The 23899-nt window shown below is 64.3% G+C and carries 23 protein-coding genes; 10 read left to right on the top strand and 13 right to left on the bottom strand.

Annotation, left to right across the window (positions count from 1 at the left end; all coding sequences use genetic code 11):
- Position 1: 1 nt before the first annotated feature.
- The 6 genes from NKK50_RS18300 to infC all read right to left on the bottom strand — a co-directional run bounded on the left by NKK50_RS18300 (position 2) and on the right by infC (position 3930).
- Complete coding sequence (locus NKK50_RS18300; protein WP_023696009.1) at positions 2 to 448, bottom strand: GFA family protein; 447 nt, start codon at positions 446 to 448, stop codon at positions 2 to 4.
- Positions 445 to 1542 (bottom strand): phenylalanine--tRNA ligase subunit alpha, encoded by a 1098-nt coding sequence (gene pheS, locus NKK50_RS18295; protein WP_023696008.1) that lies wholly within the window; start codon positions 1540 to 1542, stop codon positions 445 to 447. Before pheS ends, NKK50_RS18300 begins: the two co-directional genes overlap by 4 nt.
- Before the next feature lie 251 nt (positions 1543 to 1793).
- Positions 1794 to 2195, bottom strand: a complete 402-nt coding sequence (gene rplT, locus NKK50_RS18290) for a 50S ribosomal protein L20 (RefSeq protein WP_023672281.1) — start codon at positions 2193 to 2195, stop codon at positions 1794 to 1796.
- A gap of 39 nt (positions 2196 to 2234) precedes the next feature.
- Positions 2235 to 2438 carry a 50S ribosomal protein L35 gene (gene rpmI, locus NKK50_RS18285; RefSeq protein WP_006201248.1) on the bottom strand — a complete coding sequence of 68 codons (204 nt, stop codon included), beginning with the start codon at positions 2436 to 2438 and terminating at the stop codon, positions 2235 to 2237.
- Positions 2439 to 2622: 184 nt separating this feature from the next.
- Positions 2623 to 3261: a methyltransferase family protein gene (locus tag NKK50_RS18280; protein ID WP_023681388.1), complete on the bottom strand. Its 639-nt coding sequence runs from the start codon at positions 3259 to 3261 to the stop codon at positions 2623 to 2625.
- Positions 3262 to 3393: 132 nt separating this feature from the next.
- Positions 3394 to 3930: a translation initiation factor IF-3 gene (gene infC / locus NKK50_RS18275; protein ID WP_023744911.1), complete on the bottom strand. Its 537-nt coding sequence runs from the start codon at positions 3928 to 3930 to the stop codon at positions 3394 to 3396.
- A 247-nt stretch (positions 3931 to 4177) separates the two neighbouring features.
- On the opposite strand from infC, the gene NKK50_RS18270 reads away from it, so the two are divergent.
- From NKK50_RS18270 to NKK50_RS18255, 4 genes are all read left to right on the top strand, one after another.
- Complete coding sequence (locus NKK50_RS18270) at positions 4178 to 4948, top strand: alpha/beta hydrolase (RefSeq protein WP_352543730.1); 771 nt, start codon at positions 4178 to 4180, stop codon at positions 4946 to 4948.
- 6 nt (positions 4949 to 4954) lie between these two features.
- Positions 4955 to 6097, top strand: coding sequence for a benzoate/H(+) symporter BenE family transporter (locus NKK50_RS18265; protein ID WP_023681390.1), 1143 nt, complete (start codon positions 4955 to 4957; stop codon positions 6095 to 6097).
- 117 nt (positions 6098 to 6214) lie between these two features.
- On the top strand, positions 6215 to 6700 hold the full coding sequence (locus NKK50_RS18260; RefSeq protein ID WP_023672286.1) for a DUF2852 domain-containing protein: 486 nt from the start codon (positions 6215 to 6217) through the stop codon (positions 6698 to 6700).
- Between the two features lie 198 nt (positions 6701 to 6898).
- Positions 6899 to 7657: a M48 family metallopeptidase gene (locus NKK50_RS18255; protein WP_023681391.1), complete on the top strand. Its 759-nt coding sequence runs from the start codon at positions 6899 to 6901 to the stop codon at positions 7655 to 7657.
- 18 nt (positions 7658 to 7675) lie between these two features.
- Here the strand turns inward: NKK50_RS18255 and NKK50_RS18250 are convergent, their stop codons facing one another.
- The gene (locus NKK50_RS18250; RefSeq protein WP_023672288.1) at positions 7676 to 7894 is read right to left on the bottom strand and encodes a hypothetical protein; all 219 of its coding nucleotides are present in this window, start codon (positions 7892 to 7894) and stop codon (positions 7676 to 7678) included.
- A gap of 109 nt (positions 7895 to 8003) precedes the next feature.
- Here NKK50_RS18250 and NKK50_RS18245 point away from each other — a divergent pair, with 109 nt between their 5' ends.
- The 6 genes from NKK50_RS18245 (at position 8004) to NKK50_RS18220 (ending at position 13708) form a co-directional block, all read left to right on the top strand.
- A complete protein-coding gene (locus NKK50_RS18245) occupies positions 8004 to 8663 on the top strand; it encodes a phosphoribosylanthranilate isomerase (protein WP_023681392.1) in 660 nt (219 codons plus the stop codon).
- Between the two features lie 90 nt (positions 8664 to 8753).
- Entirely contained in the window at positions 8754 to 10004 is a 1251-nt protein-coding gene (gene trpB, locus NKK50_RS18240) for a tryptophan synthase subunit beta (protein ID WP_023681393.1), read from the top strand.
- Positions 10005 to 10006: 2 nt separating this feature from the next.
- Entirely contained in the window at positions 10007 to 10846 is an 840-nt protein-coding gene (gene trpA / locus NKK50_RS18235; protein ID WP_023693067.1) for a tryptophan synthase subunit alpha, read from the top strand.
- 101 nt (positions 10847 to 10947) lie between these two features.
- Positions 10948 to 11874: an acetyl-CoA carboxylase, carboxyltransferase subunit beta gene (accD, locus tag NKK50_RS18230; RefSeq protein ID WP_023672292.1), complete on the top strand. Its 927-nt coding sequence runs from the start codon at positions 10948 to 10950 to the stop codon at positions 11872 to 11874.
- Between the two features lie 62 nt (positions 11875 to 11936).
- The gene (locus NKK50_RS18225; RefSeq protein WP_023672293.1) at positions 11937 to 13262 is read left to right on the top strand and encodes a bifunctional folylpolyglutamate synthase/dihydrofolate synthase; all 1326 of its coding nucleotides are present in this window, start codon (positions 11937 to 11939) and stop codon (positions 13260 to 13262) included.
- Positions 13263 to 13288: 26 nt separating this feature from the next.
- Positions 13289 to 13708 carry a VOC family protein gene (locus tag NKK50_RS18220; protein ID WP_023681395.1) on the top strand — a complete coding sequence of 140 codons (420 nt, stop codon included), beginning with the start codon at positions 13289 to 13291 and terminating at the stop codon, positions 13706 to 13708.
- Between the two features lie 438 nt (positions 13709 to 14146).
- Here the strand turns inward: NKK50_RS18220 and NKK50_RS18215 are convergent, their stop codons facing one another.
- The 6 genes from NKK50_RS18215 to tsaE all read right to left on the bottom strand — a co-directional run bounded on the left by NKK50_RS18215 (position 14147) and on the right by tsaE (position 23895).
- Entirely contained in the window at positions 14147 to 14428 is a 282-nt protein-coding gene (locus NKK50_RS18215) for a cupin domain-containing protein (RefSeq protein WP_023672296.1), read from the bottom strand.
- A 190-nt stretch (positions 14429 to 14618) separates the two neighbouring features.
- Positions 14619 to 14942, bottom strand: a complete 324-nt coding sequence (gene trxA / locus NKK50_RS18210; protein ID WP_023672297.1) for a thioredoxin — start codon at positions 14940 to 14942, stop codon at positions 14619 to 14621.
- Between the two features lie 73 nt (positions 14943 to 15015).
- Complete coding sequence (gene addA, locus NKK50_RS18205) at positions 15016 to 18534, bottom strand: double-strand break repair helicase AddA (RefSeq protein WP_352543729.1); 3519 nt, start codon at positions 18532 to 18534, stop codon at positions 15016 to 15018.
- A complete protein-coding gene (gene addB / locus NKK50_RS18200; RefSeq protein ID WP_352543728.1) occupies positions 18531 to 21668 on the bottom strand; it encodes a double-strand break repair protein AddB in 3138 nt (1045 codons plus the stop codon). The genes addA and addB overlap by 4 nt, the downstream gene beginning before the upstream one ends.
- On the bottom strand, positions 21665 to 22369 hold the full coding sequence (locus NKK50_RS18195) for a nucleotidyltransferase family protein (protein ID WP_031197320.1): 705 nt from the start codon (positions 22367 to 22369) through the stop codon (positions 21665 to 21667). Before NKK50_RS18195 ends, addB begins: the two co-directional genes overlap by 4 nt.
- A gap of 14 nt (positions 22370 to 22383) precedes the next feature.
- Positions 22384 to 23895, bottom strand: a complete 1512-nt coding sequence (tsaE, locus tag NKK50_RS18190) for a tRNA (adenosine(37)-N6)-threonylcarbamoyltransferase complex ATPase subunit type 1 TsaE (RefSeq protein ID WP_023672299.1) — start codon at positions 23893 to 23895, stop codon at positions 22384 to 22386.
- Positions 23896 to 23899 lie beyond the last annotated feature (4 nt).

Below are 23899 nucleotides of genomic sequence, written 5' to 3'. Positions count from 1 at the left end.
ACTATGTTCCGTTTTGTCTGTACCCGCCCGGACCTTGTCCATCGGGTCTGGGCACGCTTGTCTTCAAATGGCGCGGCAAGTCGTCGGGCATATGCACGAAGGGCAGCTGCTCGCGCACATAGGCATGGTGCGTCGGCCGGAAATAGGCCGGCATGTCCATGGCGCCCAGCATGAAATAGATGTGGTCTTCCAGCCGCTCGTCGACATAGGCGATAGGCGAGCCGCAAATGCCGCAGAACGAGCGCGTCACCGGCCCGTTCTCGTACATCTTCAGCGCCTTGCCGGTGAAAGCCACCTGCTCGGTCAGGAAGCCGACAAAGGCCGACACCGGCGCGCCGCTGGCGCGCCGGCAATCGCCGCAATGGCAATAGCTGATATGGTGCGGTTCGACTGATGCCTCGAACCGTACCGCGCCGCAGCGGCAGCCACCCGTGTGCGGCGCCGTCATGCGGAAAGACCTCCGAACAGCGTCGGCATGTCGAGCGGCCTGAAACCGTAATGCGACAGCCAGCGGACATCGGCGTCGAAGAAGGCGCGCAGGTCCGGCATGCCGTATTTCAGCATGGCGATGCGGTCGATGCCCATGCCCCAGGCAAAGCCCTGATATTCGTCGGGATCGAGCCCGCCGGCGCGCAGCACATTGGGGTGGACCATGCCGCAGCCGAGGATCTCCATCCAGTCGGAGCCTTCGCCGAATCGCACTTCGCCGGGCCGCGAGCGGTCGCACTGGATGTCGACCTCGAGGCTGGGCTCGGTGAACGGGAAGAAGGACGGCCGGAAGCGCATCTTGACCTGCGGCACCTCGAAGAAAGCCTTGCAGAATTCTTCCAGCACCCACTTCATGTTGGCGACATTGGCCGATTTGTCGATCACCAGCCCCTCGACCTGATGGAACATCGGCGAGTGGGTAGCGTCGGAATCCTGGCGGTAGGTCTTGCCGGGAATGACGATGCGGATCGGCGGCTTCTGCTTCTCCATGGTGCGGATCTGGACCGGCGAGGTGTGGGTGCGCAACAGCTTGCGCTCGCCCTTCTCGTCCGGCTGGAAAAAGAAGGTATCGTGCATCTCGCGCGCCGGATGCCCTTCGGGGAAATTCAGCGCGGTGAAATTGTAATAGTCGCTCTCGACATCGGGACCTTCTGCGATGGCAAAGCCGAGATCGCCGAAGATCGCCGCGATCTCGTCGATGACCTGGCTGATCGGATGGATGCGGCCGCGCTCGGCCGGCGATTGCCGCACCGGCAGCGTCACGTCGACCGTCTCGGCGGCGAGGCGCGCAGTGACAGCAACATCCTTCAACTCGGCCTTGCGTGTCGTCAGCGCTTCGGTGACGCGGTTCTTCAGGCCGTTGATCGCGGGGCCCTTGACCTGGCGCTCCTCGGCGCTCATCGCGCCCAGTGTCTTCAGCAATTCCGAGATCGACCCCTTCTTGCCGAGAGCCGCGACGCGCACGGCTTCGATAGCAGCCTCATCGGCGGCCGACGCGACGTCGGCAAGCAGGGAGTTTTCGAGAGTATCCAAGCCGGTAGCTATGTCGTTCACGGTCAAACTCGCTGTGTTGGGAGTCAACTTTGAGGTGAAAGTCACTTTCAAGTTGAAAGTTCAGCCATAAGAAAAACCCGCGCCAGCCGTGCCAGCGCGGGTTCCCCAATCAGAATTGCGAATGCTGGGAAGCGCTGGGCTCGGAGCCCGATCCCGAAAAGTTGCAGACTTTTCGGAAAGATCGCGCTCCTCGCTAAATTTCCCTGAGCATGATGTTGTCCAAAAAGTCAGCAACTTTTTGGCATCATGCTCTAGGCGACAGCGCTTTCAAAAGCATTCGGGGTGGTGTTCTTCAGATATTCGAGCGCGACCTTGGCCTTGGCCACGAGTGCGGCGAACGCCTGCGGTTCATGGATGGCCATGTCGGACAGGATCTTGCGATCGATCTCGATACCGGACTTGTTGAGGCCGTCGATGAAGCGGCCATAGGTCAGGCCATGCTCGTGCGTCGCGGCGTTGATGCGCTGGATCCACAGCGCGCGGAACGAGCGCTTGCGGTTCTTGCGGTCGCGATACGCATACTGCATCGACTTTTCGACCGCCTGCTTGGCGATGCGAATGGTGTTCTTGCGGCGGCCGTAGAAGCCTTTCGCGGCTTTCAGGACCTTCTTGTGCTTGGCGTGCGAGGTGACGCCTCTTTTTACGCGTGCCATGTCATGATCTCCTTAAACGCTGTTCCTGAAACCGAATGCTCAGAGGCCGTTCGGCAGAAAATTCTTGATGACCTTCTTGCCATCCGGTTCAGCCAGAACCATCGTGCCGCGGGCATTTCGAATGAACTTGTTGGAACGCTTGATCATGCCGTGACGCTTGCCGGCCGCAGCCGACAGGACTTTACCCGTACCTGTGATCTTGAACCGCTTCTTGGCGGCCGATTTGGTCTTCATCTTGGGCATTTTGCTACTCCGTATTGGTGGCGCACAATCGCGCTTCTTGTTCGCTTCGGGCGGACCAAAAGCCCGAAAAGCAAATGAAACCGCCACGGCATGCCCTGCCGGGCGGTTTTCTTGGAACGGCGGTCCTATACGTCAAAGCGGGCTGGCGCGCAACACCCGAGCGGCTGCGACGCTCTCTCCGCGATCAGGGCAGCCTAAACAGCACCGGCAGAATGCCCGATTGCTGGGCACCATCGATGGTCTCGAACACCGGCAACGCCACCAGAAACACCAGCCCGTCGAGCAAGGTGGTCAGCAAGAGGCGCGGCTTGAAGCTGCCGGTGTCGCCTTCCTGGTAGAGCGACAGCTGGGGGAAGAAACGCGGCACCCGCGCCAGATAGGCTGTGTAGGGCGCGCCGAGAACCTCCTTGAGATACCGTTCCTCGCGCAGGATGACGATGTGGAAGGCGCCGGCGCACAAAAGCGCAAACAGGACGATGCCGGAGAACGAGCCGATCTGCGCCCCGACGCCGGCGGCGGCAACGGTCGAGAACACGTAGAGAGGATTGCGGGTGATCGAATAGGGTCCGCCGGTGACCACTTCGGAGGATTTGCGCCCCCCGATATAGAGTGTCGACCACAAGCGGCCGACGACGCCAAGGAAGATCAGCAGCACGCCGACCATCTCGATCGTTTCATGCACCGGGGTATCGGGCGGGAAGGTCGACTGGCCGAACAGCAGTGCCGCAAACAGCACCACCACCAGCACCGCAAGCACCATCCGGCGCATGTGCTGGTAGCCGCCCAGCTCCTTGATGGGCGCAGGGTTGATTTCATTGGCCATGTCGGGAATCCGATCGTCGAGAAGCTTTGCCGGCGATCGCGGCGTCTGGACAGGAGAATCGGCGTCCCGCCGATCGCCGGGACGCCATGAGACAGGATTCAGGCGGATTTAGAGCGCAACGCCCGAACTGATCTAGCGCGGGGCCAGCACCATCATCATCTGGCGGCCTTCCAGCTTCGGCTCGGCTTCGACCTTGGCGATGGTAGCCGTCTCCTCGCGCACCTTGTTCAGGAGCTGCATGCCGAGTTCCATATGCGCCATCTCGCGGCCGCGGAAGCGCAGCGTCAGCTTGACCTTGTCACCTTCCTCGAAGAAGCGCCGCACGGCCTTCATCTTGGTTTCGTAGTCATGGCTGTCGATGTTCGGGCGCATCTTGATCTCCTTGATCTCGATGACCTTCTGGTTCTTGCGCGCCTCGGCCGCCTTCTTCTGGTTGGCGTATTTCAATTTGCCGAGATCGAGAATTTTGACGACAGGCGGCACCGCATTGGGCGAGATCTCGACCAGATCGAGCCCTGCCTCTTCGGCGAGCAGCAATGCGTCGTTGATGGAAATATCGCCGCGGTTCTGGCCATCGGCGTCGATCAGTTGGACCCGGGGAACCCGGATATCACGGTTGGAGCGCGGGCCATCTTTGGTGGGCGCCGCTGCTTTGAAAGGTCTGCGAATGGTCGTGGTCTCCTTGGCCGTTTCGTTCAGGGTTTCAATCTAGAAATGTTCAGGACGCGCCAATGTGGTGAGCGCGCGGGCGGAGTCAATAGCACAGCGCTGACAGAAAATCACCCTGATCGCAGGCCTGCACCAAACAAAGGATGTCGCGAGCACTTTCCGCCTCGCCTGTGCCTGTGTCAAAAGACCGGCGAGTAAAATCAGGCTCCCGCAATCAGGCCCCCAGAACCAGGATTGATCCACAGCCATGACCGCGACCACCCCAACCCTGCTGGATGTCGACGGCATTGATATCGCGGTTCGCCATTCCTCGGGCGCAACGCCCGGCATCGTCTGGCTCGGCGGCTATAAATCCGACATGCTGGGCACGAAGGCGCAGACGTTGTCGGATTGGGCGGCAAGGGAAGGCCGCGCGTATCTGCGCCACGATTATTCCGGCCATGGCGAATCCGGCGGCGCCTTTGCCGACGGCATCATTTCGAAATGGCTTGGCGAGAGCCTCGCCGTCTTCCGGCGTTTCACCGAGGGCAAGCAAATCCTGGTCGGCTCGTCGATGGGCGCCTGGATCGCGCTGCGCATGGTGCAGGAACTGCGCAAGGCGGGCGACAGCAATGTGGTTGGCCTGGTGCTGCTCGCGCCGGCGCCGGATTTCACCGCCGAGCTGGTCGAGCCGGCTCTGACGGAGGAACAGAGGCGCGACCTCCGGGAGAAAGGCTTTTTCGAAGAACCTTCGGACTATTCCGCCGAGCCTTACATCTACACAAGCGCGCTGATCGAGGACGGCAGGGCGAACCGGGTCATGACCGGGCCGATCGATACCCATTGCCCCGTCCACATCCTGCAGGGCCTGGCCGATGCCGATGTGCCGGCAAGCCATGCGCTGAAGCTGGTCTCGCTGCTGCCGGCCGACGACGTCACCTTGTCGCTCATTCCCGACGGCGACCACCGCCTGTCGCGGCCGCAGGATCTCGACATGCTGCTGAGGGCGGTGGGCGACATGGTTCAGCGGGCGGGGTAGGCGAGAATGCGCATTTCCATCCCGATATCCGCCTTTGTCGCGGCAATCGTCGGCTTCGGCGGCACGCTGGCCGTCGTCATTGCCGCCGCCAAGGCGGTTGGCGCCACGCAAGCCGAAACCGCGAGCTGGGTGACGGCAGTGTGCGTGGCGATGGCGATCGAATGCTTGTGGCTGTCCTGGCGCACGAAAATACCCATCATCACCGCCTGGTCGACACCGGGCCTGGCGCTGATGGCGGCATCGAGCGGGTTTACCATGGCCGATGCGGTCGGCGCCTTCATCGTCACCGGCCTAATGTTGATCGCCACCGGCCTGTTCAAGCCGCTGACCCAGCTGATATCAAGGATACCGGCGTCAGTCGCGTCCGGCATGCTGGCGGGCATCGTCGTCACCTTCGCGCTCAATGCCGTCAAGACCATTCCGGTCGACCCCTGGTTGATCCTGCCGCTGATCGCGGCCTTCTTCGTCATTCGCCTGTTCAACCCGGCGCTGTCGGTGCTGGCGGTGCTGATCGGCGGCGGCATCGCCGCCTTCCTGACAGGCCGCGTCGGCGGACTGCCGGCACCGGAACTGTCGACGCTGACGCTGATTGCTCCGCATTTCAGCGCCGCAGCTGTCATCGGCCTGGCGCTGCCGCTCTACCTCGTCACCATGGCGTCGCAGAACCTGTCGGGTCTCGCCGTCTTGCGCGCCGCCGGCTATCACCCCGAACCCGGCCCGCTGATCGGCGTCACCGGCCTGTTCTCGCTGCTGTCGGCGCCGTTTGGCGGCTCGACCACCAATCTGGCCGCGATCTCTGCGGCGATCTGCACCGGGCCGGACGTCCATCCCGACCCGGCCGAGCGCTGGAAGACCGGACCCTTCTATGCACTTGCCTATCTGATCTTCGCGGTTTTCGGCGCCTCGCTGGTGGCGATCTTCGCAGTGCTGCCGCAAAGCCTGATCGTGCTGGTGGCCGGCCTGGCGTTGATGGGGTCGCTGGCCAACGCGCTGGCGATCGCGCTCAAGGACGAGGACCAGCGCATGGCGGCTACTGTCACCTTCGTTGTCACCGCGTCGGGGCTGACTTTGTTCGGCGTTGGCGCCGCCTTCTGGGGCTTGGTCGCCGGCCTGGTCGTGCTTTTCCTCGAAGCGGTCAAAAAGCGATAATCAATTCAGGACCTTGTCCGGTTTTGGCGGACGTTGTCTTGAATCGCCGTTTTTCTCATCCCATTTCGAATCCACGCAGCCGCTCTTGGCTGTCTCCAACCGAAGGAATGGGAGAAAATGAACACATCCGCATTGATCCGCCCGGCCTGGACGCCGGCGACCATCGCGCTGATGGTGATCGGCTTCATGGTGTTCTGGCCGCTTGGCTTCGCCATGCTCGCCTACATCATCTGGGGCGACCGGCTTGACGGCTTCAAGCGCGACGTCAACCGGGCCACCGACGGCATCTTCGCCGGCTGCCGTCGCGGTTCCGACAAGGCCGCGCGCTGGGGCCACGGTTCGGCCCGCACCGGCAATGTCGCTTTCGACGACTGGCGCGAGAAGGAACTCGAACGCCTCGCCGAAGAGCGTCGCAAGCTCGATGAGATGCTGAGCGAGTTCGACGAGTACGCCCGCGAATTGCGCCGCGCCAAGGACCAGGACGAGTTCGACCGCTTCATGGCCAACCGCAACAAGTCGACAGCGCCTGCGAAGACAGGCTCGGCCGAAACGGCCAAGCCCGCGACGCCCAAGCGCAAGGGCCCGAACCTGCTTGACGACTGAGGCTGCGCGCATGACCCCGAAAATCGAAACCGATTTTCGGAAAGGTTCATGCGCCGAATTAGAGTGCTACAGCGTCCTTTGCGCGTCAGAGACGCGCGGCGCTCTAAGACAGGCCTTGGCATGATGGACGGCGTCGCGCGAGCGGCGCCGTTTCTTTTTTGTTCTGGTCGTTTTCCTCGAATCGCGTATCGTTCAGCCATGTCCTTCGGCTTTTTCCGCAACCTGACCAAACCAAAACCCTCGCCTGTCGAAGAGCGAGAGCACGTCGTTGCCGGCCGCACACTGCCGCTCAGGATCGTCGAGAGCGCCCGCGCACGGCGGCTGACGCTGCGCATCGATTCGGGCGGCCAGGGGCTGCGCATCACCGTGCCGCCGGGCCTGCGCCGCGGCGAGGTGGAGAAATTCCTTCACCGCCATCAGGGCTGGCTGGAGCAGCGTCTGGCCAAGGTACCGACACGGCCGCAAGTGCGCCCCGGCATCAAGATCCCGATACGCGGCGTCGCGCATCGCATCGTCCACGAACCGTCGAAACGCGGCACCGTCACCGTGTCGCGCGACGAGCGCGGTCCGCTGCTGATCGTCCATGGCGAGCGCATACATTTGCCGCGCCGCATCGCCGATTTCCTCAGGCGCGAGGCCAAGAAGGACATCGAGAAGCTGGTGGTCAAGCATACCGAGGCCATCGGCAAGCGCGCCAAGGCTATCCGCTTCAAGGACACGTCGAGCCGCTGGGGCTCCTGCACTTCCGACGGCAATTTGTCCTTCTCATGGCGCATCATGATGGCGCCGACGCCGGTGATAAACTACTTGGTCGCGCATGAGGTGGCGCATCTCAAGGAGATGAACCACGGCCCGAAATTCTGGAAACTGTGCGAGCAGCTCTGCCCCGACACCGACCGCTGCAAGGACTGGCTGAAGCGGAATGGTGGGGCATTGCAGGCGATTGTGTTCGATTAGCCTTCGCCGGCGGCGCGCTCAATCATCATTGGCCGCATTAAGCTCTTCAGGCCGCAGCCCTTCGTCGCCATGGCGCGGCCATGGCAGGAAATTCTGCTCGAACGCATCGCTGCCGAAATAATCCAGGACCCGGTGCGCTTCCGCCCCGTCGAAGGCGGCCTTTTGCATCAGATGGGCGATGACGTCGCGCGCTTGCGCGATCTTCTGCCTGAGTTCGGCTATGCTCTGGTCGGCCATTCGTCTGCTCCGCCTTGCTTCTCCCATCAATAGGTAGCGCCTTTGGCGTTGCCGGCAAACAGCATGCTTTTTCTCGACTCTTGGCCGGTTTCGTGCCAAGCCCCGCGCCATGGCGCTCGATATCAAGATCTGTGGATTGAAGACCGATGAGGCAATGGCCGCGGCCCTGGCCGGCGGCGCCAGCCATGTCGGCTTCATCTTCTTTGCTAAAAGCCCGCGCTATGTCGAGCCTGCGGCAGCCGGCCGCCTGCGCGAGGCGGCAATCGGCAAGGCCAGGGCGGTCGCCGTGACGGTCGATGCCGATGACGCGTTCCTGGATGAGATCGTCGCAAAGATGCGCCCCGACATGCTGCAGTTGCACGGCACGGAGACGCCCGAGCGGGTGGCCGAGGTGAAAGCTCGCTACGGCCTGCCTGTCATGAAGGTGTTCTCCGTCAGTGAGGTAGCCGATCTCGAGCGGCTAAAGCCGTTCATCGGCGTTGCCGATCGCTTCATGTTCGATGCCAAGCCACCAAAGGGCTCGCAACTTCCGGGCGGCAATGGCGTCGCCTTTGACTGGCGCATCCTGGCCGGCCTTGACGCCGGGCTCGATTACATGCTTTCCGGTGGGCTCAACGCCGCCAATATCGGCGACGCCCTGATATCAGCCAATCCGCCCGCGATAGACATTTCGTCGGGGGTGGAAAGCGGCCCGGGCGTCAAGGATCCGGCGCTGATCGAGCAGTTCTTCCGGGCCGTCAGGGCCGCGCGCGACGACCGCGCTGCCTGAGGCACTTCTTTCGAACCCGAGCATGTTCCGGAGAAGTGGGAACCGGTTTTCCGATAAGACATGCTCAGAACCAAGACCAGGAGATCGGCGATGAACAAGCCGGCGACACCCAATTCCTTCCGCACGGGACCCGACGAACAGGGCATGTTCGGCATCTTCGGGGGCCGCTTCGTGGCCGAGACGCTGATGCCGCTGATCCTCGACCTCGAACGGCACTGGAACGAGGTCAAGAACGATCCGGACTTCAAGGCCGAACTGACCGACCTGTCGACCCATTATGCCGGTCGGCCATCAAAGCTGTATTTCGCCGAAGGGCTCACAAAACACCTTCGTGAGGTTTCCTCGGCGAAGGGCCTCGGGGGCGGCGCCAAAGTCTACTTCAAGCGCGAGGATTTGAACCACACCGGTTCGCACAAGATCAACAACTGCCTCGGCCAGATCCTGCTGGCCAAGCGCATGGGCAAGAAGCGCATCATCGCCGAGACGGGCGCTGGTCAGCACGGCGTTGCCGCGGCCACGGTCGCGGCGCGCTTCGGCTTTCCCTGCGTCGTTTATATGGGCGCCACCGATGTCGCCCGCCAAAGCCCCAACGTCTTCCGCATGAAGCTGCTCGGCGCCGAAGTGCGGCCGGTGACCGCCGGTCACGGCACGCTGAAGGACGCCATGAACGAAGCGTTGCGCGACTGGGTCACCAATGTCGAGGACACTTATTACCTGATCGGCACTGCCGCCGGCCCGCATCCCTATCCGGAGCTGGTGCGCGACTTCCAGTCGGTGATCGGCATCGAGGCGCGCGCCCAGATCCTCGAACAGGAAGGCCGGCTACCCGACACCATCATCGCGGCTGTCGGCGGCGGCTCGAACGCCATCGGCCTGTTCCATCCGTTCCTGGATGACAAAGAAGTCCGCATCATCGGCATCGAAGCCGGCGGCCGCGGCCTTGACGGCATCGAGCATTGCGCCTCGATGAATGCCGGCGCGCCCGGCGTGCTGCACGGCAACCGCACCTATCTCTTGCAGAACGCCGACGGCCAGATCCTCGACGGCCATTCGATCTCAGCCGGCCTCGACTATCCCGGCGTCGGCCCCGAACATTCCTGGCTGCGCGATTCCGGCCGCGTCGAATATGTGCCGATCCTCGACGACGAGGCGCTGGAAGCCTTCAAGCTGACGACGCGCGTCGAAGGCATCATCCCGGCGCTGGAATCCGCCCACGCCATCGCGCATGCGGTGAAGATCGTGCCTGATATGGACAAGGACCAGATCGTCATCGTCAACCTGTCGGGACGCGGCGACAAGGATGTGCACACAGTGGCCTCGATGCTGGGCATGGAGATCTGATCATGGTGACCCGCATCGACCGCCGCATGGCAAAACTGAAAGCCGAGGGCCGCCCGGCGCTCGTCACCTATTTCATGAGCGGCGACCCCGACTATGACACCGCTTTGTCGATCATGAAGGCGCTGCCCAAGGCCGGCGCCGACATCATTGAAATGGGCATGCCGTTTTCCGATCCGATGGCCGATGGACCGGCGATCCAGGCCGCTGGCCTGCGGGCGCTGAAAGGTGGCCAGACCCTGGTCAAGACGCTGAAGACGGCGGCTGATTTCCGCGCCACCGACAATGAAACGCCGATCGTGCTGATGGGCTACTACAACCCGATCTACATCTACGGTGTCGATCGCTTCCTCAAGGACGCCATCGCCAGCGGCATTGACGGGCTGATCGTCGTCGACCTGCCACCGGAGATGGACGAAGAACTCTGCATTCCGGCGCTGAAGGCCGGCATCAACTTCATCCGCTTGGCAACGCCGACCACCGACGACAAGCGCCTGCCCAAGGTGCTGCAGAATACGTCGGGCTTCGTCTATTACGTGTCGATGACCGGCATCACCGGCTCGGCTTTGGCCGACACCGGCAAGGTTGCCGCCGCGGTCAAGCGCATCAAGGGCCACACCAATCTGCCGGTCTGCGTCGGCTTCGGCGTCAAGACCGCCGAGCAGGCGCGCATTATCGGCGCCAATGCCGATGGCGTCGTCGTCGGCACCGCGATCGTCAACGCGGTCGCCAATGTGTTGGGACCGAAGGGCGAGAAGACCGCCGACCCGGCCGAGGCCGTCGCCACCCTGGTCAGCGGACTGTCTCAGGGCGTGCGTTCGGCCCGCCTTGCTGCTGCCGAATAGTTTCCCTACTTAGGCCTTGTGCAAGTCGTTATCCCAAAACCGGTTCCCACTTTTGGGCGACATGCACGAGCCAACTCTTCGTCAGGACAGGAGCCGAAGCGATGAACTGGATCACCAATTACGTTCGCCCGAGGATCAATTCGATGCTCGGTCGGCGCACCGACATGCCCGAGAATCTCTGGATCAAGGATCCCGAGACCGGCGAGATGGTGTTTCACAAGGACCTGGAATCCAACCAGTTCGTCATCCCGTCATCGGGCCATCACATGAAGATTTCGGCCAAGGAACGGCTGAAATTCTTCCTCGACGACGGCAAATACGAGCAGCTTGAGAACCCCAAGGTCATGCAGGACCCGCTCAAGTTCCGCGACGAGAAGCGCTACACGGACCGGCTGAAGGACGCCAAGGCCAAGACCGGCCTGGAAGACGCCATCATCAACGCGCTGGGCACGGTCAAAGGCCTGCCGGTTGTGGTGACGGTGCAGGATTTCGCCTTCATGGGCGGCTCGCTCGGCATGGCCGCGGGTGACGCCATTGTGCACGGTTTCGAGGTCGCCTTGCAGCGCAAGCGGCCGCTGATCCTGTTTGCCGCCTCCGGTGGCGCGCGCATGCAGGAAGGCATTCTGTCCCTGATGCAGTTACCGCGCACCACGATCGGCGTCGACCGGCTGAAGGAAGCCGGCCTGCCATACATCGTCGTCTTGACCAACCCGACCACCGGCGGCGTTACCGCCTCCTACGCCATGCTGGGAGACGTCCACATTGCCGAGCCCGGCGCGCTGATCGGCTTTGCCGGCCCGCGCGTCATCGAGCAGACCATCCGGGAGAAACTGCCGGACGGTTTCCAGCGCTCCGAATATCTGATGGAGCACGGCATGGTCGATATGGTGGTGTCGCGGCTGGAACTGCGCGAGACGATTTCACGGCTGTTGAAAATCCTGCTCAAACTGCCGCAGGAGCAAAAGCCGCTGGAGCCGGAAATCCTGCCGCCGTCGGTCATCCCGACGGAAGCCCGCCCGCAAGCCTGACGCGACATTTCTGGCCGCAAACCGCGATTGCGTGCACCTGCGCGCATGCGTAGGATTCGCTCATGACAACGCTTGCCGCAGATCGTGAAATCGAAGCCCTGATGGCGCTGCATCCGAAAGGCTTCGACCTTTCGCTCGACCGCATCACAAGGCTGCTCGAACGCCTCGGCAATCCGCAGGAGCGGCTGCCGCCGGTCATCCATATCGCCGGCACCAACGGTAAGGGCTCGTGCGCGGCCTTTTCGCGCGCGCTGCTCGAAGCCGGCGGCCACCTTGTCCATGTCCACACTTCGCCGCATCTGGTGAACTGGGCCGAGCGCTACCGGCTGGCGGCCGAGGGCGGCGGCCGGCTGGTCGACGACGAGACCTTCGCCGAGGCCATCGCCCGCGTCGCCCGGGCCAATGCCGGCCAGAAGATCACCGTCTTCGAAATCCTAACCGCCGTCACCTTCATCCTGTTTTCCGAGCATCCGGCTGCCGCCGCCATCATCGAGGTCGGCCTTGGCGGCCGCTTCGACGCCACCAATGTCGTTGCCCGGCCGGCGGTGTCGGTGATCATGCCGGTGTCGATGGATCACGAAGCCTATCTCGGCGACCGGGTCGAACTGATCGCCGCCGAAAAGGCCGGCATCATGAAGCGCGGCTGCCCGGTGGTCATCGGCGCGCAGGAGAGCGAGACGGCGCTGCAAGTGCTGATCGAAACCGCCGAGCGGCTGGATTGCCCGACCTTCGTCTACGGCCAGGATTTTCTCGCCTTCGAGGAAAACGGCCGCATGGTCTATCAGGATGAGGACGGGCTGATGGACCTGCCGCCACCGCGCCTGCCCGGGCGCCACCAGTTCGCCAATGCGGCGGCAGCGATTGCCGCCGTCAAGGCCACCGGTTTCGAAATCAGTCATCGCGCCACTGAGAAGGCGATGGCGAGCGTCGCATGGCCGGGCCGCATGCAGAAACTGGTACAGGGCCGGCTGATGGAGCTGGCGCCCAAGGGCGCCGACATCTGGCTCGACGGCGGCCACAATCCGGGCGCCGGCATGGTCATTGCCGAGGCGCTGGCCGAGCAGGAGGAAAAGAACCCGCGGCCGCTGTTTCTGATCTCCGGCATGATCAACACCAAGGACCAGAGCGGCTACTTCCACGCCTTCAAGGGCCTGGCTCGGCACGTCTACACCGTGCCGGTGAGCATGAGCGATGCCGGCGTGCCGAATGACGAGCTGGCGGTGCGGGCGACCGAAGCCGGCCTCACGGCCGAACCGGTCAGTTCCGTCGCCAGTGCGCTGATGCTGCTGCGCGACACCTGGGACGGGCCGGCGCCACGCATCCTGATCGGGGGGTCGTTATATCTCGCCGGCGCGGTGCTGGCCGAAAACGGCACGCCGCCAACCTGAAGCCATTTCACTGCGAGGAGCCCATCATGATCAAGGTCAAGCAACTCGCCCATGTCTGCATCTTCGCGCATGATCTGGAGGCGACGCGAAGCTTCTACCGCGACGTGCTCGGCCTCGACACGCAGTTCAATTTCCTGCGCGACGACAAGGTCTTCGGCTTCTACCTCAATTGCGGCGGCCGCAGCCATGTCGAGGTGTTCCAGAAGGACGGCACTGCATACAGCGAGCAGAACCAGATCAACCATTTCTGCCTGGAAGTCGAAGATCTCGACGCGGCGATCGCCCATATCAAATCGAAGGGCATCGACGTCACCGCCAAGAAGCACGCCTGCGACGACACTTTTCAGGCCTGGATCCGCGACCCCAACGGCGTGAAGATCGAGCTGTTCGAATACACCGCAAAAAGCGCGCAATTTACCGGAGGCGACCGCATCGCCGACTGGTAGTATTTTGGCCCGGGGAATCTATCGGGCGGTTGCCCCTCGGGCAGAAGCCCCGATATGCTTGGCCAAGCATGGAGGCAAGCTCGAATGGTTGTGAAGTGTCTTGTTACCGTCGACAACGACCCGCCGGAGGAGCTGATATTTGAATATGCTCCGCGGGTCGGCGATCATGTGATGTTACCGGGAGCCATCGAGCCACCGCACCCAATTGTTCGAGTGGCCCACAGACCGACGCGCCCCAATGATGCATCCGGCCAGCCCAGTGTCGCGTATTTCGTAAGCCGAGAGACGTTTCTCTATCGTGTGTATACGGGCGCTATAGAGGGATAAGGGCAGGTCCTGAAGCCCGCGACCGGACGGAAGCCCGGCAAGCCTAGGCAGGCCAAAAAAACCGTGGCTCAAACTAAATAGACATCGGCGGCCGCGGCACCAGTCTGAGGCCTATTTCAGCTCGATCTCGATGAAGGCGTATTCGCCGTCATTGGCGCTGATGACGTCGTGCTCGACGCCTTCCTTGCGGAAGTAGGGCGCGCCCTTCTTCATTTCAGCAAAACTCTCGCCGTCCTTGGTCACCAGCTTCACCTTGCCGTCCATCAGCGGCACCACGACGTAGTCATGGCGATGCCGGTGCCAGCCGGTGTTGTCGCCGGGCTGGAAGCGGTATTCGGTGACGATGACGCGCTCATTGTCGATGAAGACGGTGGCCTTGGCGGATCCGGTCATTCTGTTTCTCCCTGTCCTGCCTCAAGCAGATGACATGGAGTGCGCCGATGCGAGGGCCAGAGGCGGCCGGGCGATGACGCCAAAGAAAAAGCCCGGCGCGAGGGCCGGGCTTCGATCTCGGGAACTAATGCAGGTCGCCCAAAAGTGGTCCCGGTTTTGGGAGGACGACATGCATCAAAACAAAGCCAGATCAGGCGAGGCTGCCATTGATCCAGTGCGACAGCGCGGTCTTCGGCGCGGCGCCGACCTTCATGTCGGCGACTTCGCCGCCCTTGAAGATCATCAGCGTCGGGATCGAGCGCACGCCGAATTGGGCGGCAAGCTCGGGGTTCTCGTCGATGTTCAGCTTGGCGATCTTGATCTTGTCGCCGAGTTCGTTGGCGATCTCTTCCAGCGACGGACCGATCATCTTGCAGGGGCCGCACCATTCGGCCCAGAAATCCACGACGACGGGCTGCGAGGCGTTGAGCACATCGGCCTGGAAATTGCTCTTGTCGACCTTGACGGTGGCCATACGAAAATCCTTTCGAAATTTATCTCGCACCAAATGTGGTGGTTCAGCAGCCCTTCTTCAAGCAGAACTTGTGTCACGCTCCCGTGAGTCGGGCAAGGGCGTCATCCATCGCTTGCACCGGCAGTTCGATAAGCCTCGGTGCCTCGGTGAACAGCAGTGCTGCCGTCACCGCGCGGCCGGGGTAAAGCGGCTGGAGCAGCGCGCGGTAGAGCGCCAGCTGCAGGATATAGGCCGGCGGCACCTGGGCCAGGCCTGCGGGCGCCGGCCGGTTGGTCTTGTAGTCGACGATCGATACGCGCCCGGGCGTCACCGCCAGCCGGTCGATCTTGCCGGAGATCGAGCGCAGCCTGCCCTTGACCTCAAGGCTGCCCATCACAGCAACTTCGGCGCGGGACGACGGCGAAAACAGCCCGGCAAAACGCGAATCTCTGAGGATCGCCATCACCGAAGCCAGCGCCTTGTTGCGCTCGGCCTCCGGCCAGTCGGCGCCGGCTCGAATGAGATACTGCGCCGCCGCGCCTTGCCGTTCGTCTTCGGCAAAACCGGGCAGCATCTGCAGCAGCTTGTGCAGCGCCAGCCCGCGCATCACCGCAAAGCCCGGCTCCGCCTCGCTGTCCAGCACCGGCGAGCGGGTATCGACAACAGCTTCCTTGGCCTCGTCGATCAGCGCCGCCGCGCCGGAAGGCGACAGCGGGCGCGGCAGCTCCTCATAAGGCGGCAAGGGCCGGAACAAGCCCACCGGCAGCGGCGGCACCTGTTGCGGCAGCCGCGACTCGTCGGCTGCCGCTTGCGCCACCGGCGGAAGCTTGGTCATGACGAAACGGTGCACCGGCTCGCTGCTGGCGGGGTGGCGGCGCTCCGTGCTTTCCGGCGCGGCAAGCAGCGCGCGGCTGACAATCGAATGCCAGGTGCCGGTGCTGGGCTGACGCTTGCCGTGATAGCCGCAGACGATCAGCCGGTCCTCGGCGCGCGTCATGCCGACATAGAGCAGCCGCCGGTATTCGTCGTCGGCAAGCTCCCGCGCCCTGGCCGAGGCCGCCTTGGAGAAGCCGTTGGCGACATCGGCGGCCGAGCGCCAGAGATAGCCCTTGCCGTCGAAATTGCGGCCCGAAGCGTCGAACGGCATGAGCCGCGGCAGATGCTGGTCGCTGAACGGCGCCGAACCGCCATCGACCAGGAAGACAACAGGCGCTTCCAGGCCCTTGGCGGCATGCACGGTCATGACGCGGACCTCGTCGCGCGTCTGGTCCATCTCGCGCTTGATCTCCGGGCCGGTGTTTTCCAGCGTCGCCAGGAAAGCCTCCAGCCCCGGCAAGCCGGTGCGTTCTTCGGCCAGACAGAAACTCAGGAACTCGTCGAGAATATCGCCGGCTTCCGGTCCAAGCCGGGCGATCATCTTCTTGCGCAGGCCGTCGCGCGCCAGCACCCCGGCGTAGAATTCGAACACCGGCCGGAACGCCGCCTCGTTGGCCCAGCCGTCGAGCCGGGCAACGACATCGGTCAGCGCGGTATTGTCGCCAGCATGCTGGCGTAATGAGGCGATCAGCGATGTTCCGGCTGGCCGTCCGGCGCCAAGCGTAAAAAGCGTCTCCTCCGACACGTCGAAAACCGGGCTGCGCAGCACGGCGGCGAGCGACAGGTCATCCTGCGGCTGGATGAGGAAATGGCCGAGTGCGATCAGGTCCTTGACCGCGATGTGGCCGGGCAGGCTCAGCCGGTCGGCGCCGGCGACGGGAATATCGCGGTCCTTCAGCGCGCGCGACAGCGCATGGACGAAGCGGTCGCGCTTGCGCACCAGCACAAGAATGTCGCCGGCCCTCAGCCTGCGTCCCTTGCCCTCGATGATCTCGCGGTCCTTGAGCCAGGTCTGGATGGTCGCAGCCACGTGCTCGGCCACCCGCACAGCCGGCGCGCTGGCATGATTGACCGGCAACGTCCAGTCGTCGGGCTCCTCGACGGCGTCAGCGCCGAGCGACGGCCAGACCTCGACATAGCCAGGCGCGTCGTTGCGGATCGCCTTGTGGTCGAGCGGATCGGGGTCGTGGCTGATGCCGCGCCGCACGCCCGGATCGGCAAAGACGCGGTCGACTGCGGCAAGCACGTCGTCGGTCGAACGGAACGACCAGGTCAGTTTCAGGTCGGCAAACGAAGCATTGGCTGCGTTCACGCGTCCGGAAAACAAGAGCCGGCTGTCGGCAAAGGAATCCGGTGCGGCACCCTGGAAGGAATAGATCGACTGCTTTTCGTCGCCGACGGCAAACACCGTGCGATTGGCCGTGCCGCGCTGGCCGTGGCCGGCAAAGAACTCCTCCGCCAGCCGCTTCACCACCTCCCATTGGTCGGGGCTGGTGTCCTGCGCCTCGTCGAGCAGGATGTGGTCGATGCCCTGGTCGAGCTTGTACTGCACCCAGGGGCCGGCATCGGGCCGCGCCAGAAGGTTGACGGTGCGGGTGATGAGGTCGTTGAAATCGAGAAAGCCGCGGCTGCGCTTCAGGCGCTCGTACCGCACGATCAGCCAGTCGGCTATGGTCAACGCCGCGACCGTGCCTTCCAGCATCCGGAACAGCGCCAGCCGGTCGGAGACGTCTGTTATCGCCTTGACGGCCGCCAGATAGCGCTCGGGAAGGTCGGGCAGCCGGCCGAGCAGCGCCTTCTTGAACAACTTTGAGGGATCATAGGGGTCGCCATCGGCCTTGAGAAAGGCTTTGCCGAGCATCTGCAGCCGGCGGGTCGGGTCCGTCTCGGCAAAGGCCAACCGGGCATAGGGCAAGAGATTGTTGAGCACGGTGCGGGCGTCGGCGGCCTCGGCGGCACTGGCGAACACTGCAAAGAAGTCCGGCAGGAAACCCGGCAGCGGCCATACCGATGCCGCTATGTCTTCGGCGCTCCGCCCGGGGCGAAAATGGAATTCGTCGAACAGGGCCTGAAAGCCGCCGCCGTCGCGCCGGACCGCACCGATGAAGCCGCGTAAGCCGTCGCGCTTGCGCACGATTTCGGCGAGCAGCGCATCGAGTCCGTGTTCGCCGCCGCGCTCCAGCACGGTGGCAAAGGCCTCGGCCAGTCCGGTGTCTCCGGCTGACGTGCCCGAAATCATGTCCCGGCGGGCGCCAGCAAATAGCGAGGCCTCCATCTGCGGATCGAGCATTTCGAAATGCGCCGGGATGTTGGCCTCCAGCGGAAACTGGTGCAGCACCGATTCGCAGAAGGCGTGGATGGTCTGGATCTTCAGCCCGCCCGGCGTTTCCAGCGCTTCGGCAAACAGCCGGCGCGCCCGCCGCATCGTGTCGCGGTCGGGTCGGCGGCCGTCCACCGCCTCAATCTTTGTGGCAAGCTCGGCATCGCCGAGCGCCGTCCATTCCGACAGGGTCGAGAACACGCGGTTCGACATGTTGGCGGCGGCCGCCCGCGTATAGGTCAGGCACAGGATCTTCGACGGATCGGTGCCGTTGAGCAGCAGCCGGATGACGCGCTGGGCCAGCACATGCGTCTTGCCCGAGCCGGCATTGGCGGACACCCAGGCCGAGTTCTTCGGGTCGGAGGCGCGCGCCTGGCTGGCGGCGGTTTCGCTGGGGATGGGATAGGCTTTTTTCATGCCTCCCCCGCCTCGTCATCGCTGTCGCCGCCGGCCGACCATTCGAGCACGCGCGCCAGATGGTCGTAATCGCCATCGCTCTCGCCCTCGCGAAAAGGCAGCGCCCGCGACAGATAGCCGGTCGTCGGATCGGCATAGTGGACCAGCAGCTTTTCCAACCGCGCCCAAGCCTCCTCGGCGAGGTCTTCGGCGGTCCGAGGCTGGCGGTTGTAGTCGAGGATGGATTCCTCGAACACTTCGCCATTCGGCTTCAGCCGCACGAATGCGAGCTGGGAGGGCTCGCGCGCGCCAAGCCCCTTGAAGGCGCCGCGCCGGAGCAGCGCCCCTTCGAGCGCCAGCTGTGGCGCCAGCAGCGTGTGGGCCTGCGCCTTGGACGGGGACGAGCCGGTCTTGTAGTCGAGAATGTCGGCCATGCCACCGGCCAAAAGGTCGACGCGGTCGGCATAGCCGGACAGCGTCACGCCGGTGCGGCCGACAGCGGTCTTTTCGGCGCGCTCCTCGGCATGCCGCCGGGCGACGGCGGGAGCGCGGCCGCGCTCCCATTCGATGATGTTGGCGGCAAGCTTTTCGAAGCGCGGCCACCACACAGCCTCGACATCGGCGGGCAGGGCGATCTCGGCAAAGCAGGTCCGGCCGGCGGCGATAAGGCGCTCCAGGGCTTCCGGCGCGCGCGGGTCCGCAACCTCTGTCGAGAACAGATGCAGGATGTCATGAAACAGCGTGCCGCGCTCGGCCGCGCCGGGATCGCGGATCACCGGCTCGAGCGGCAGAAGGCTCAGAATACGCCTTGCATAGACCGCATAGGGGTCGCGTCGCAACGTCTCGATCTCGGTCACCGAGAAGTGGGTGGGCCGCATGCTCAGCGGCGGTTTCGGCTGCGGTCGCGGCGCGAAATGCTGCCGCTCGCCGGCATCGAGCGCGCGCGCCCAGGCAAGCAATTCGTCGCCGCGTCCGCGCAGTGCGGCTGCAGGATCCTTGCCGATGAAGGTGAGGATGCGCTGCAGCCAGCGCGAAGGCACCGCCGGTGCGTCGCCGGCGCGGGCGGAGCGCGTCAGCACCACCTTTTTCGCCCCCATCGCCATCTGGAAGTCGTGGGCGGCAAGGCCGATACGGCGCTCTGGCGGCTCGAGATCGATGCCGGTCTTCATCAACCGCGACATGAAGCGATCGCTTTCCGGCTTGCGTGGCCACACGCCTTCGTTCAGCCCGCCAATGACAAGCGTGTCGACATTCTGCAGCCGTGCCTCCAGCGCGCCCCATATCGCGATGTTGCGGTCTGTGCCTTGCCCCGGCTTGACCGTTTCCGGTGCTACCAGCGCGTCCATCACATCAGGCCATTCGTCGGCCGGGAAGTCGAACGATGCAGACGCGGCGACCACACCGCGCAGCAGCTCGGCGAGTTTCTCGCCGGCGTCGCCGGCATAAAATTCAGCCAGGCTGCCCTCCGCCGTGCGGCCGAGATTTTCCAGCGCGGCGACGCTCGCTCTGGTCAACGCGACGAGATCGGCATTCTCTTCACCGCGAAAGGCGGTCAGCGGCGCCAGCGCCGCCACAAGCCGGCTCAGCAGCTCGCGGGCATCGTCGATGCCGCGCACGCTCAGGCGCGAAAACCAGAAGGGCTGGCGCTTGTCCCCGCTCAGCCCGGCGAGACGCTCCTCGAACAGTGCTGGCAAGGCGGCGATGTCGGGGCGTCCGGTGCCGCCGCGCAGCGCCACGAGTTCGATGAGCTCGGCGGCATGGCGCACGCCGGTGCGCTCAAGTCCGAGCCCGAGCAGCGGATGCTTGAGCAGCGACAAAAGGCCGACGGGATCGCCCGGCCGGAATACCGCGTGAAGTGTGAGCCGCAGCAGGCTGGCTGCAGGCGTGTTGGCGAGCGGCGTGCCGCCGGAATCGTCGGCGATCACGCCGAAGCGCAACAGCTCGGCCGAGACGCGCCGCGCCAGCCCGCGGTCGCCGGTAACGAGCGCTGCCCTGTGCCCCGGCTGTTCCACGGCGGTTTTCAGCGCGATGGCGATCGCCGCCGCCTCGTCGCGTTCGCTGGCGGCTTCGACCAGCGTCACGTCGGCGAAGGCCTCGGCGATGTCTACGGCGTTGAAGCATATGCGGGTCTCGGCCCATAATTCCGTGGTCTCGGCCGGCCGCAGCGCCTCGCCGACAAGGGCCGCGCGGAGCGCCAGTGCGGGCTCGGCGGAGACCACTTCCTCGACATCGCCACGCAGCACGCCAATCTTGCCGATCAGCTTGGCCATGCCGTATTGCGGGTGGCCAAGCAGTGCCGGCCGCGCACCGGGCGCCCCAATCGCGGCAAAAGACGGTTCGTCCAGCATCCCATCGAGCCCGGGCAGCACCACGGCGCCGTTGGGCAGGCTGGCGACCGTGGCAAGCAGTTCGGCCGTGGCGGGAATAGAGCCCGTCGAGCCGGCGGCGATCACCGGGCCTTTGGGCGGGTTGCGTTCCAGCCGCTTCGCCTCGCGCCGGATCAGCGCATTGCGGTGCGCGGCCGGGTTGGAGCGGTCGCGCTCCTCCAGCAATTTCGGCCAGGCCTCGGTGACGATACGGAGGAAATCGAGCGTCACAAGCCACCATCCGGCAAGATTGCCGGTGACCAGATCGGCAAGCCTGGTCCAGTCCGTGCCTTCGGTTTCGATCTCGTCCATCAGCCGGGCGAGGTCGCGCGCCAGCCAGATCGCATCGGCGGCGGAGGCCGGCACGACGATCTCTTCGTTGAACATATCAAGGACATGCGCCGGCAAGGTGCGCTTCCAGGCCCGCACCAGCGGCGCCAGTAGCAGCAGGCGTTCGATGGCTGCGATCGGCGGCGCCATTTCAAGCTCGGTCGGCGTGCCGGCGTCGAAGGCGGCTTCGTCCTCGTCGAACTCTCCGAGCGGGCGGATGACCGGCAGGATCGCCGAACGGCGGCTCCCCCCCGGTCCCGAAAGCGCGTCGACAAAAGCGCCGCGCAGCGCACGGGCCGCGCGCCGTGTCGGCACATAGATGGTGACATCAGCCAGCGCCAGCGGATCGCCGTCGAACCGGAAGCCGGGCACCAGCCGTCCGGCCAGCAAGGCCTCGGCCAGAGTCGGCAGGAATGGCGCTCCGGGCGGGATCGAAAGAACGCGGCGCGCGCCGCTCATACCACCTTCGCGAGAGCTTCGGCGGCGGCCGCTTCCGCCTGCGGAATGGCGTCGGGAGTGCCGACGGTGATCCAGCTTCCGCGCATCTGCATGCCGAACAGACGGCCAGAGGCGATTGCCTTGTCGAAATAGGTGTTGAGCGAATGCGCCCCGGCCGGCGCATCCCTGAAGATGGCGGGATTGACGATTGCCGCTCCGGCATAGATCAACCCGGCCGGATCGCCTTTCGAGCGCCGCAGGCCGCCATCCGGCGCCATCAGGAAATCCGTGCCGACACCGTGTCCGGTGGCCGAGTCGAGATCGGTAAGCATCAGCAGAATATCCATTTTCGCGCCGTCCCATGCAAGGGCAAGGCGCTCGAGGCTGGGCTGGCCGCTGTCGATCCAGAACGTATCGGCGTTGATGATGTAGAAGGGGTCGCTGCCCAGCAGCGGCAATGCCTTGACGATGCCACCCGCCGAATTCAGCAGTGCGTCGCGCTCGTCGGAAATGACGATCTTTGGCGCCCGCCTGTGGGCGATATGGGCGACGATCTGGTCCGGCAAATAGTGCACGTTGACGATGGCTTTCTCGACGCCGGCCGCTTCGAGACTGTCCAGCCCCCAGTCGAGCAAGGTCCTGCCGGCGATCCGCACCAGCGGCTTCGGCATGGTGTCGGTGATCGGCCGCATGCGCTTGCCAAGACCAGCCGCCAGCACCATCGCTGTGGTCAAGGTCACGGGAGCCGTTCCTCCAGCAGGCCATGTGCCATGTAAAACTCCTTCAACTGAGCCAGCGCCGGGTGCGCCAGCGCCCGCCTGAGATAATCGCGGATGCGCGGCAGGTGTCGGAGATAATAGGGCTTGCCGTCGCGCTTTTCGAGCCGCACGAAAATGCCGAGGATCTTCGAATTGCGCTGCGCCGCCATGATCGCATAGGCCGCGCGGAAGGCGTCCTCATCGAAGCCGCCGGCGGCGTGGCGCGCAGCGACATAGGCGTCCACGGTCCGCTGCTCGATATCGGGCGAAACGGTGACGCGGGCATCCATGGCCAGCGACGCAACGTCATAGGCCGCCGGACCCATCAGCGCGTCCTGGACATCGACGATGCCCAGCCGGTCGTGGCCTTTGCGGTCACCGCGCCAGATGATGTTGGGCGAATGGAAGTCGCGCAGCATCAGCGTGTATTCCTGTGTGTCCAGCCGATCGAGAACCGCGTTCCATTCCCTGTGATAGCCGGCGCGTAAAGCCTCGCTTGCCGGGCTGCCGGTCACCATCGGCACATACCAATCGACCAAGAGATCGGCTTCGATCAGCATGGCGGCGCGATCGAAGGGCGGCACCTCGTGGAAGACGCCCGGCACGGCCTCCATGCGCTGCGGCCAGGTCTTCCCATGCATCATCGCCAGCAATTCGGCCGCTGCCGCGTAGCGCTCGGCCACCGGCTCATCATTGCCGTCGAGAAAACCTTCCGAGCCCAGATGCTCCAGCAGCAGAAAGCCCCGTTCGAGATCCTCGGCATGGATTTTTGGGACACTGACACCTTGCGCCAGCAGCGCCTTGTCGATGGCGACGAAAGCGGTGACCGACTGCGCCGTGTGGGCGATCACGGCATAGGGCTTGCCGTCGCGCACCGGCGGCCCCAGCACCAGCCTTGGCGAATTCATCAGCACGCGCGGCGCAAGGCCGGCGAGCGAAACAATCTCGTAAGAGCGCGCCGAGGCGTCGCCGACGAAATGGCGCCGCGCGGCGTCGCCCCAACCGGCCGTTTTGAGGAAATCGCGCATCGCCAGCGATCGCGCCACGCGTTCGAAGGCAACGCCTTGGCCCGATAGTTTCGCCAATCGTCCTTCGTCCTGATGGACGAGTTCGATCCAGATCGACGTTCTCGGAAGAGCGGCCTCCGCCCGTTCCGGCCACTCGACAAGGGCAGCGCCCTGCAGCAGCGCCTCGTCGAAACCCAGCTCGTCCATCTCGCCGGCCGAGGACAGGCGATAGAGATCGAAATGGTGCACGGGGATGCGCGTGTCGTAGCTTTGCACCAAGGTGAAGGTAGGGCTCGGCACATCGAGGCCGGCATCATCGGCCAGCGCCCTGATCAGGGCCCGCGCCAGCGTCGACTTGCCGGCGCCGAGATCGCCCTTGAGCGCCAGCACGTCGCCCGGCCGCAGCGCCATGGCCAGGTCTTCGCCGAGCCTTGCGGTCGCAGCCTCGTCGGCGAGAAAACGCTCCAGCACAACAACAGTCATCGAG

Origin of the sequence: Mesorhizobium sp. M0001, assembly GCF_040324255.1 — a bacterium.
Classification (GTDB): Bacteria; Pseudomonadota; Alphaproteobacteria; order Rhizobiales; family Rhizobiaceae; genus Mesorhizobium.
Note: the sequence above shows the minus strand (reverse complement) of the source record. Positions and strands in the feature narration are given on the sequence as shown.

Bases quoted from the DNA above. Each gene is read 5' to 3' on its own strand.
- rplT (WP_023672281.1), bottom strand. From the start codon at position 2,195: ATGGCACGCGTAAAAAGAGGCGTCACCTCGCACGCCAAGCACAAGAAG.
- NKK50_RS18260 (WP_023672286.1), top strand. From the start codon at position 6,215: ATGAACACATCCGCATTGATCCGCCCGGCCTGGACGCCGGCGACCATC.
- NKK50_RS18215 (WP_023672296.1), bottom strand. From the start codon at position 14,428: ATGACCGGATCCGCCAAGGCCACCGTCTTCATCGACAATGAGCGCGTC.
- trxA (WP_023672297.1), bottom strand. From the start codon at position 14,942: ATGGCCACCGTCAAGGTCGACAAGAGCAATTTCCAGGCCGATGTGCTC.
- NKK50_RS18195 (WP_031197320.1), bottom strand. From the start codon at position 22,369: ATGGTGCTGGCGGCTGGTCTTGGCAAGCGCATGCGGCCGATCACCGAC.
- NKK50_RS18265 (WP_023681390.1), top strand. From the start codon at position 4,955: ATGCGCATTTCCATCCCGATATCCGCCTTTGTCGCGGCAATCGTCGGC.
- NKK50_RS18300 (WP_023696009.1), bottom strand. From the start codon at position 448: ATGACGGCGCCGCACACGGGTGGCTGCCGCTGCGGCGCGGTACGGTTC.
- tsaE (WP_023672299.1), bottom strand. From the start codon at position 23,895: ATGACTGTTGTTGTGCTGGAGCGTTTTCTCGCCGACGAGGCTGCGACC.
- NKK50_RS18245 (WP_023681392.1), top strand. From the start codon at position 8,004: ATGGCGCTCGATATCAAGATCTGTGGATTGAAGACCGATGAGGCAATG.
- NKK50_RS18280 (WP_023681388.1), bottom strand. From the start codon at position 3,261: ATGGCCAATGAAATCAACCCTGCGCCCATCAAGGAGCTGGGCGGCTAC.
- trpA (WP_023693067.1), top strand. From the start codon at position 10,007: ATGGTGACCCGCATCGACCGCCGCATGGCAAAACTGAAAGCCGAGGGC.
- addA (WP_352543729.1), bottom strand. From the start codon at position 18,534: ATGAAAAAAGCCTATCCCATCCCCAGCGAAACCGCCGCCAGCCAGGCG.
- NKK50_RS18225 (WP_023672293.1), top strand. From the start codon at position 11,937: ATGACAACGCTTGCCGCAGATCGTGAAATCGAAGCCCTGATGGCGCTG.
- NKK50_RS18255 (WP_023681391.1), top strand. From the start codon at position 6,899: ATGTCCTTCGGCTTTTTCCGCAACCTGACCAAACCAAAACCCTCGCCT.
- NKK50_RS18270 (WP_352543730.1), top strand. From the start codon at position 4,178: ATGACCGCGACCACCCCAACCCTGCTGGATGTCGACGGCATTGATATC.
- rpmI (WP_006201248.1), bottom strand. From the start codon at position 2,438: ATGCCCAAGATGAAGACCAAATCGGCCGCCAAGAAGCGGTTCAAGATC.
- addB (WP_352543728.1), bottom strand. From the start codon at position 21,668: ATGAGCGGCGCGCGCCGCGTTCTTTCGATCCCGCCCGGAGCGCCATTC.
- accD (WP_023672292.1), top strand. From the start codon at position 10,948: ATGAACTGGATCACCAATTACGTTCGCCCGAGGATCAATTCGATGCTC.
- NKK50_RS18250 (WP_023672288.1), bottom strand. From the start codon at position 7,894: ATGGCCGACCAGAGCATAGCCGAACTCAGGCAGAAGATCGCGCAAGCG.
- NKK50_RS18220 (WP_023681395.1), top strand. From the start codon at position 13,289: ATGATCAAGGTCAAGCAACTCGCCCATGTCTGCATCTTCGCGCATGAT.
- trpB (WP_023681393.1), top strand. From the start codon at position 8,754: ATGAACAAGCCGGCGACACCCAATTCCTTCCGCACGGGACCCGACGAA.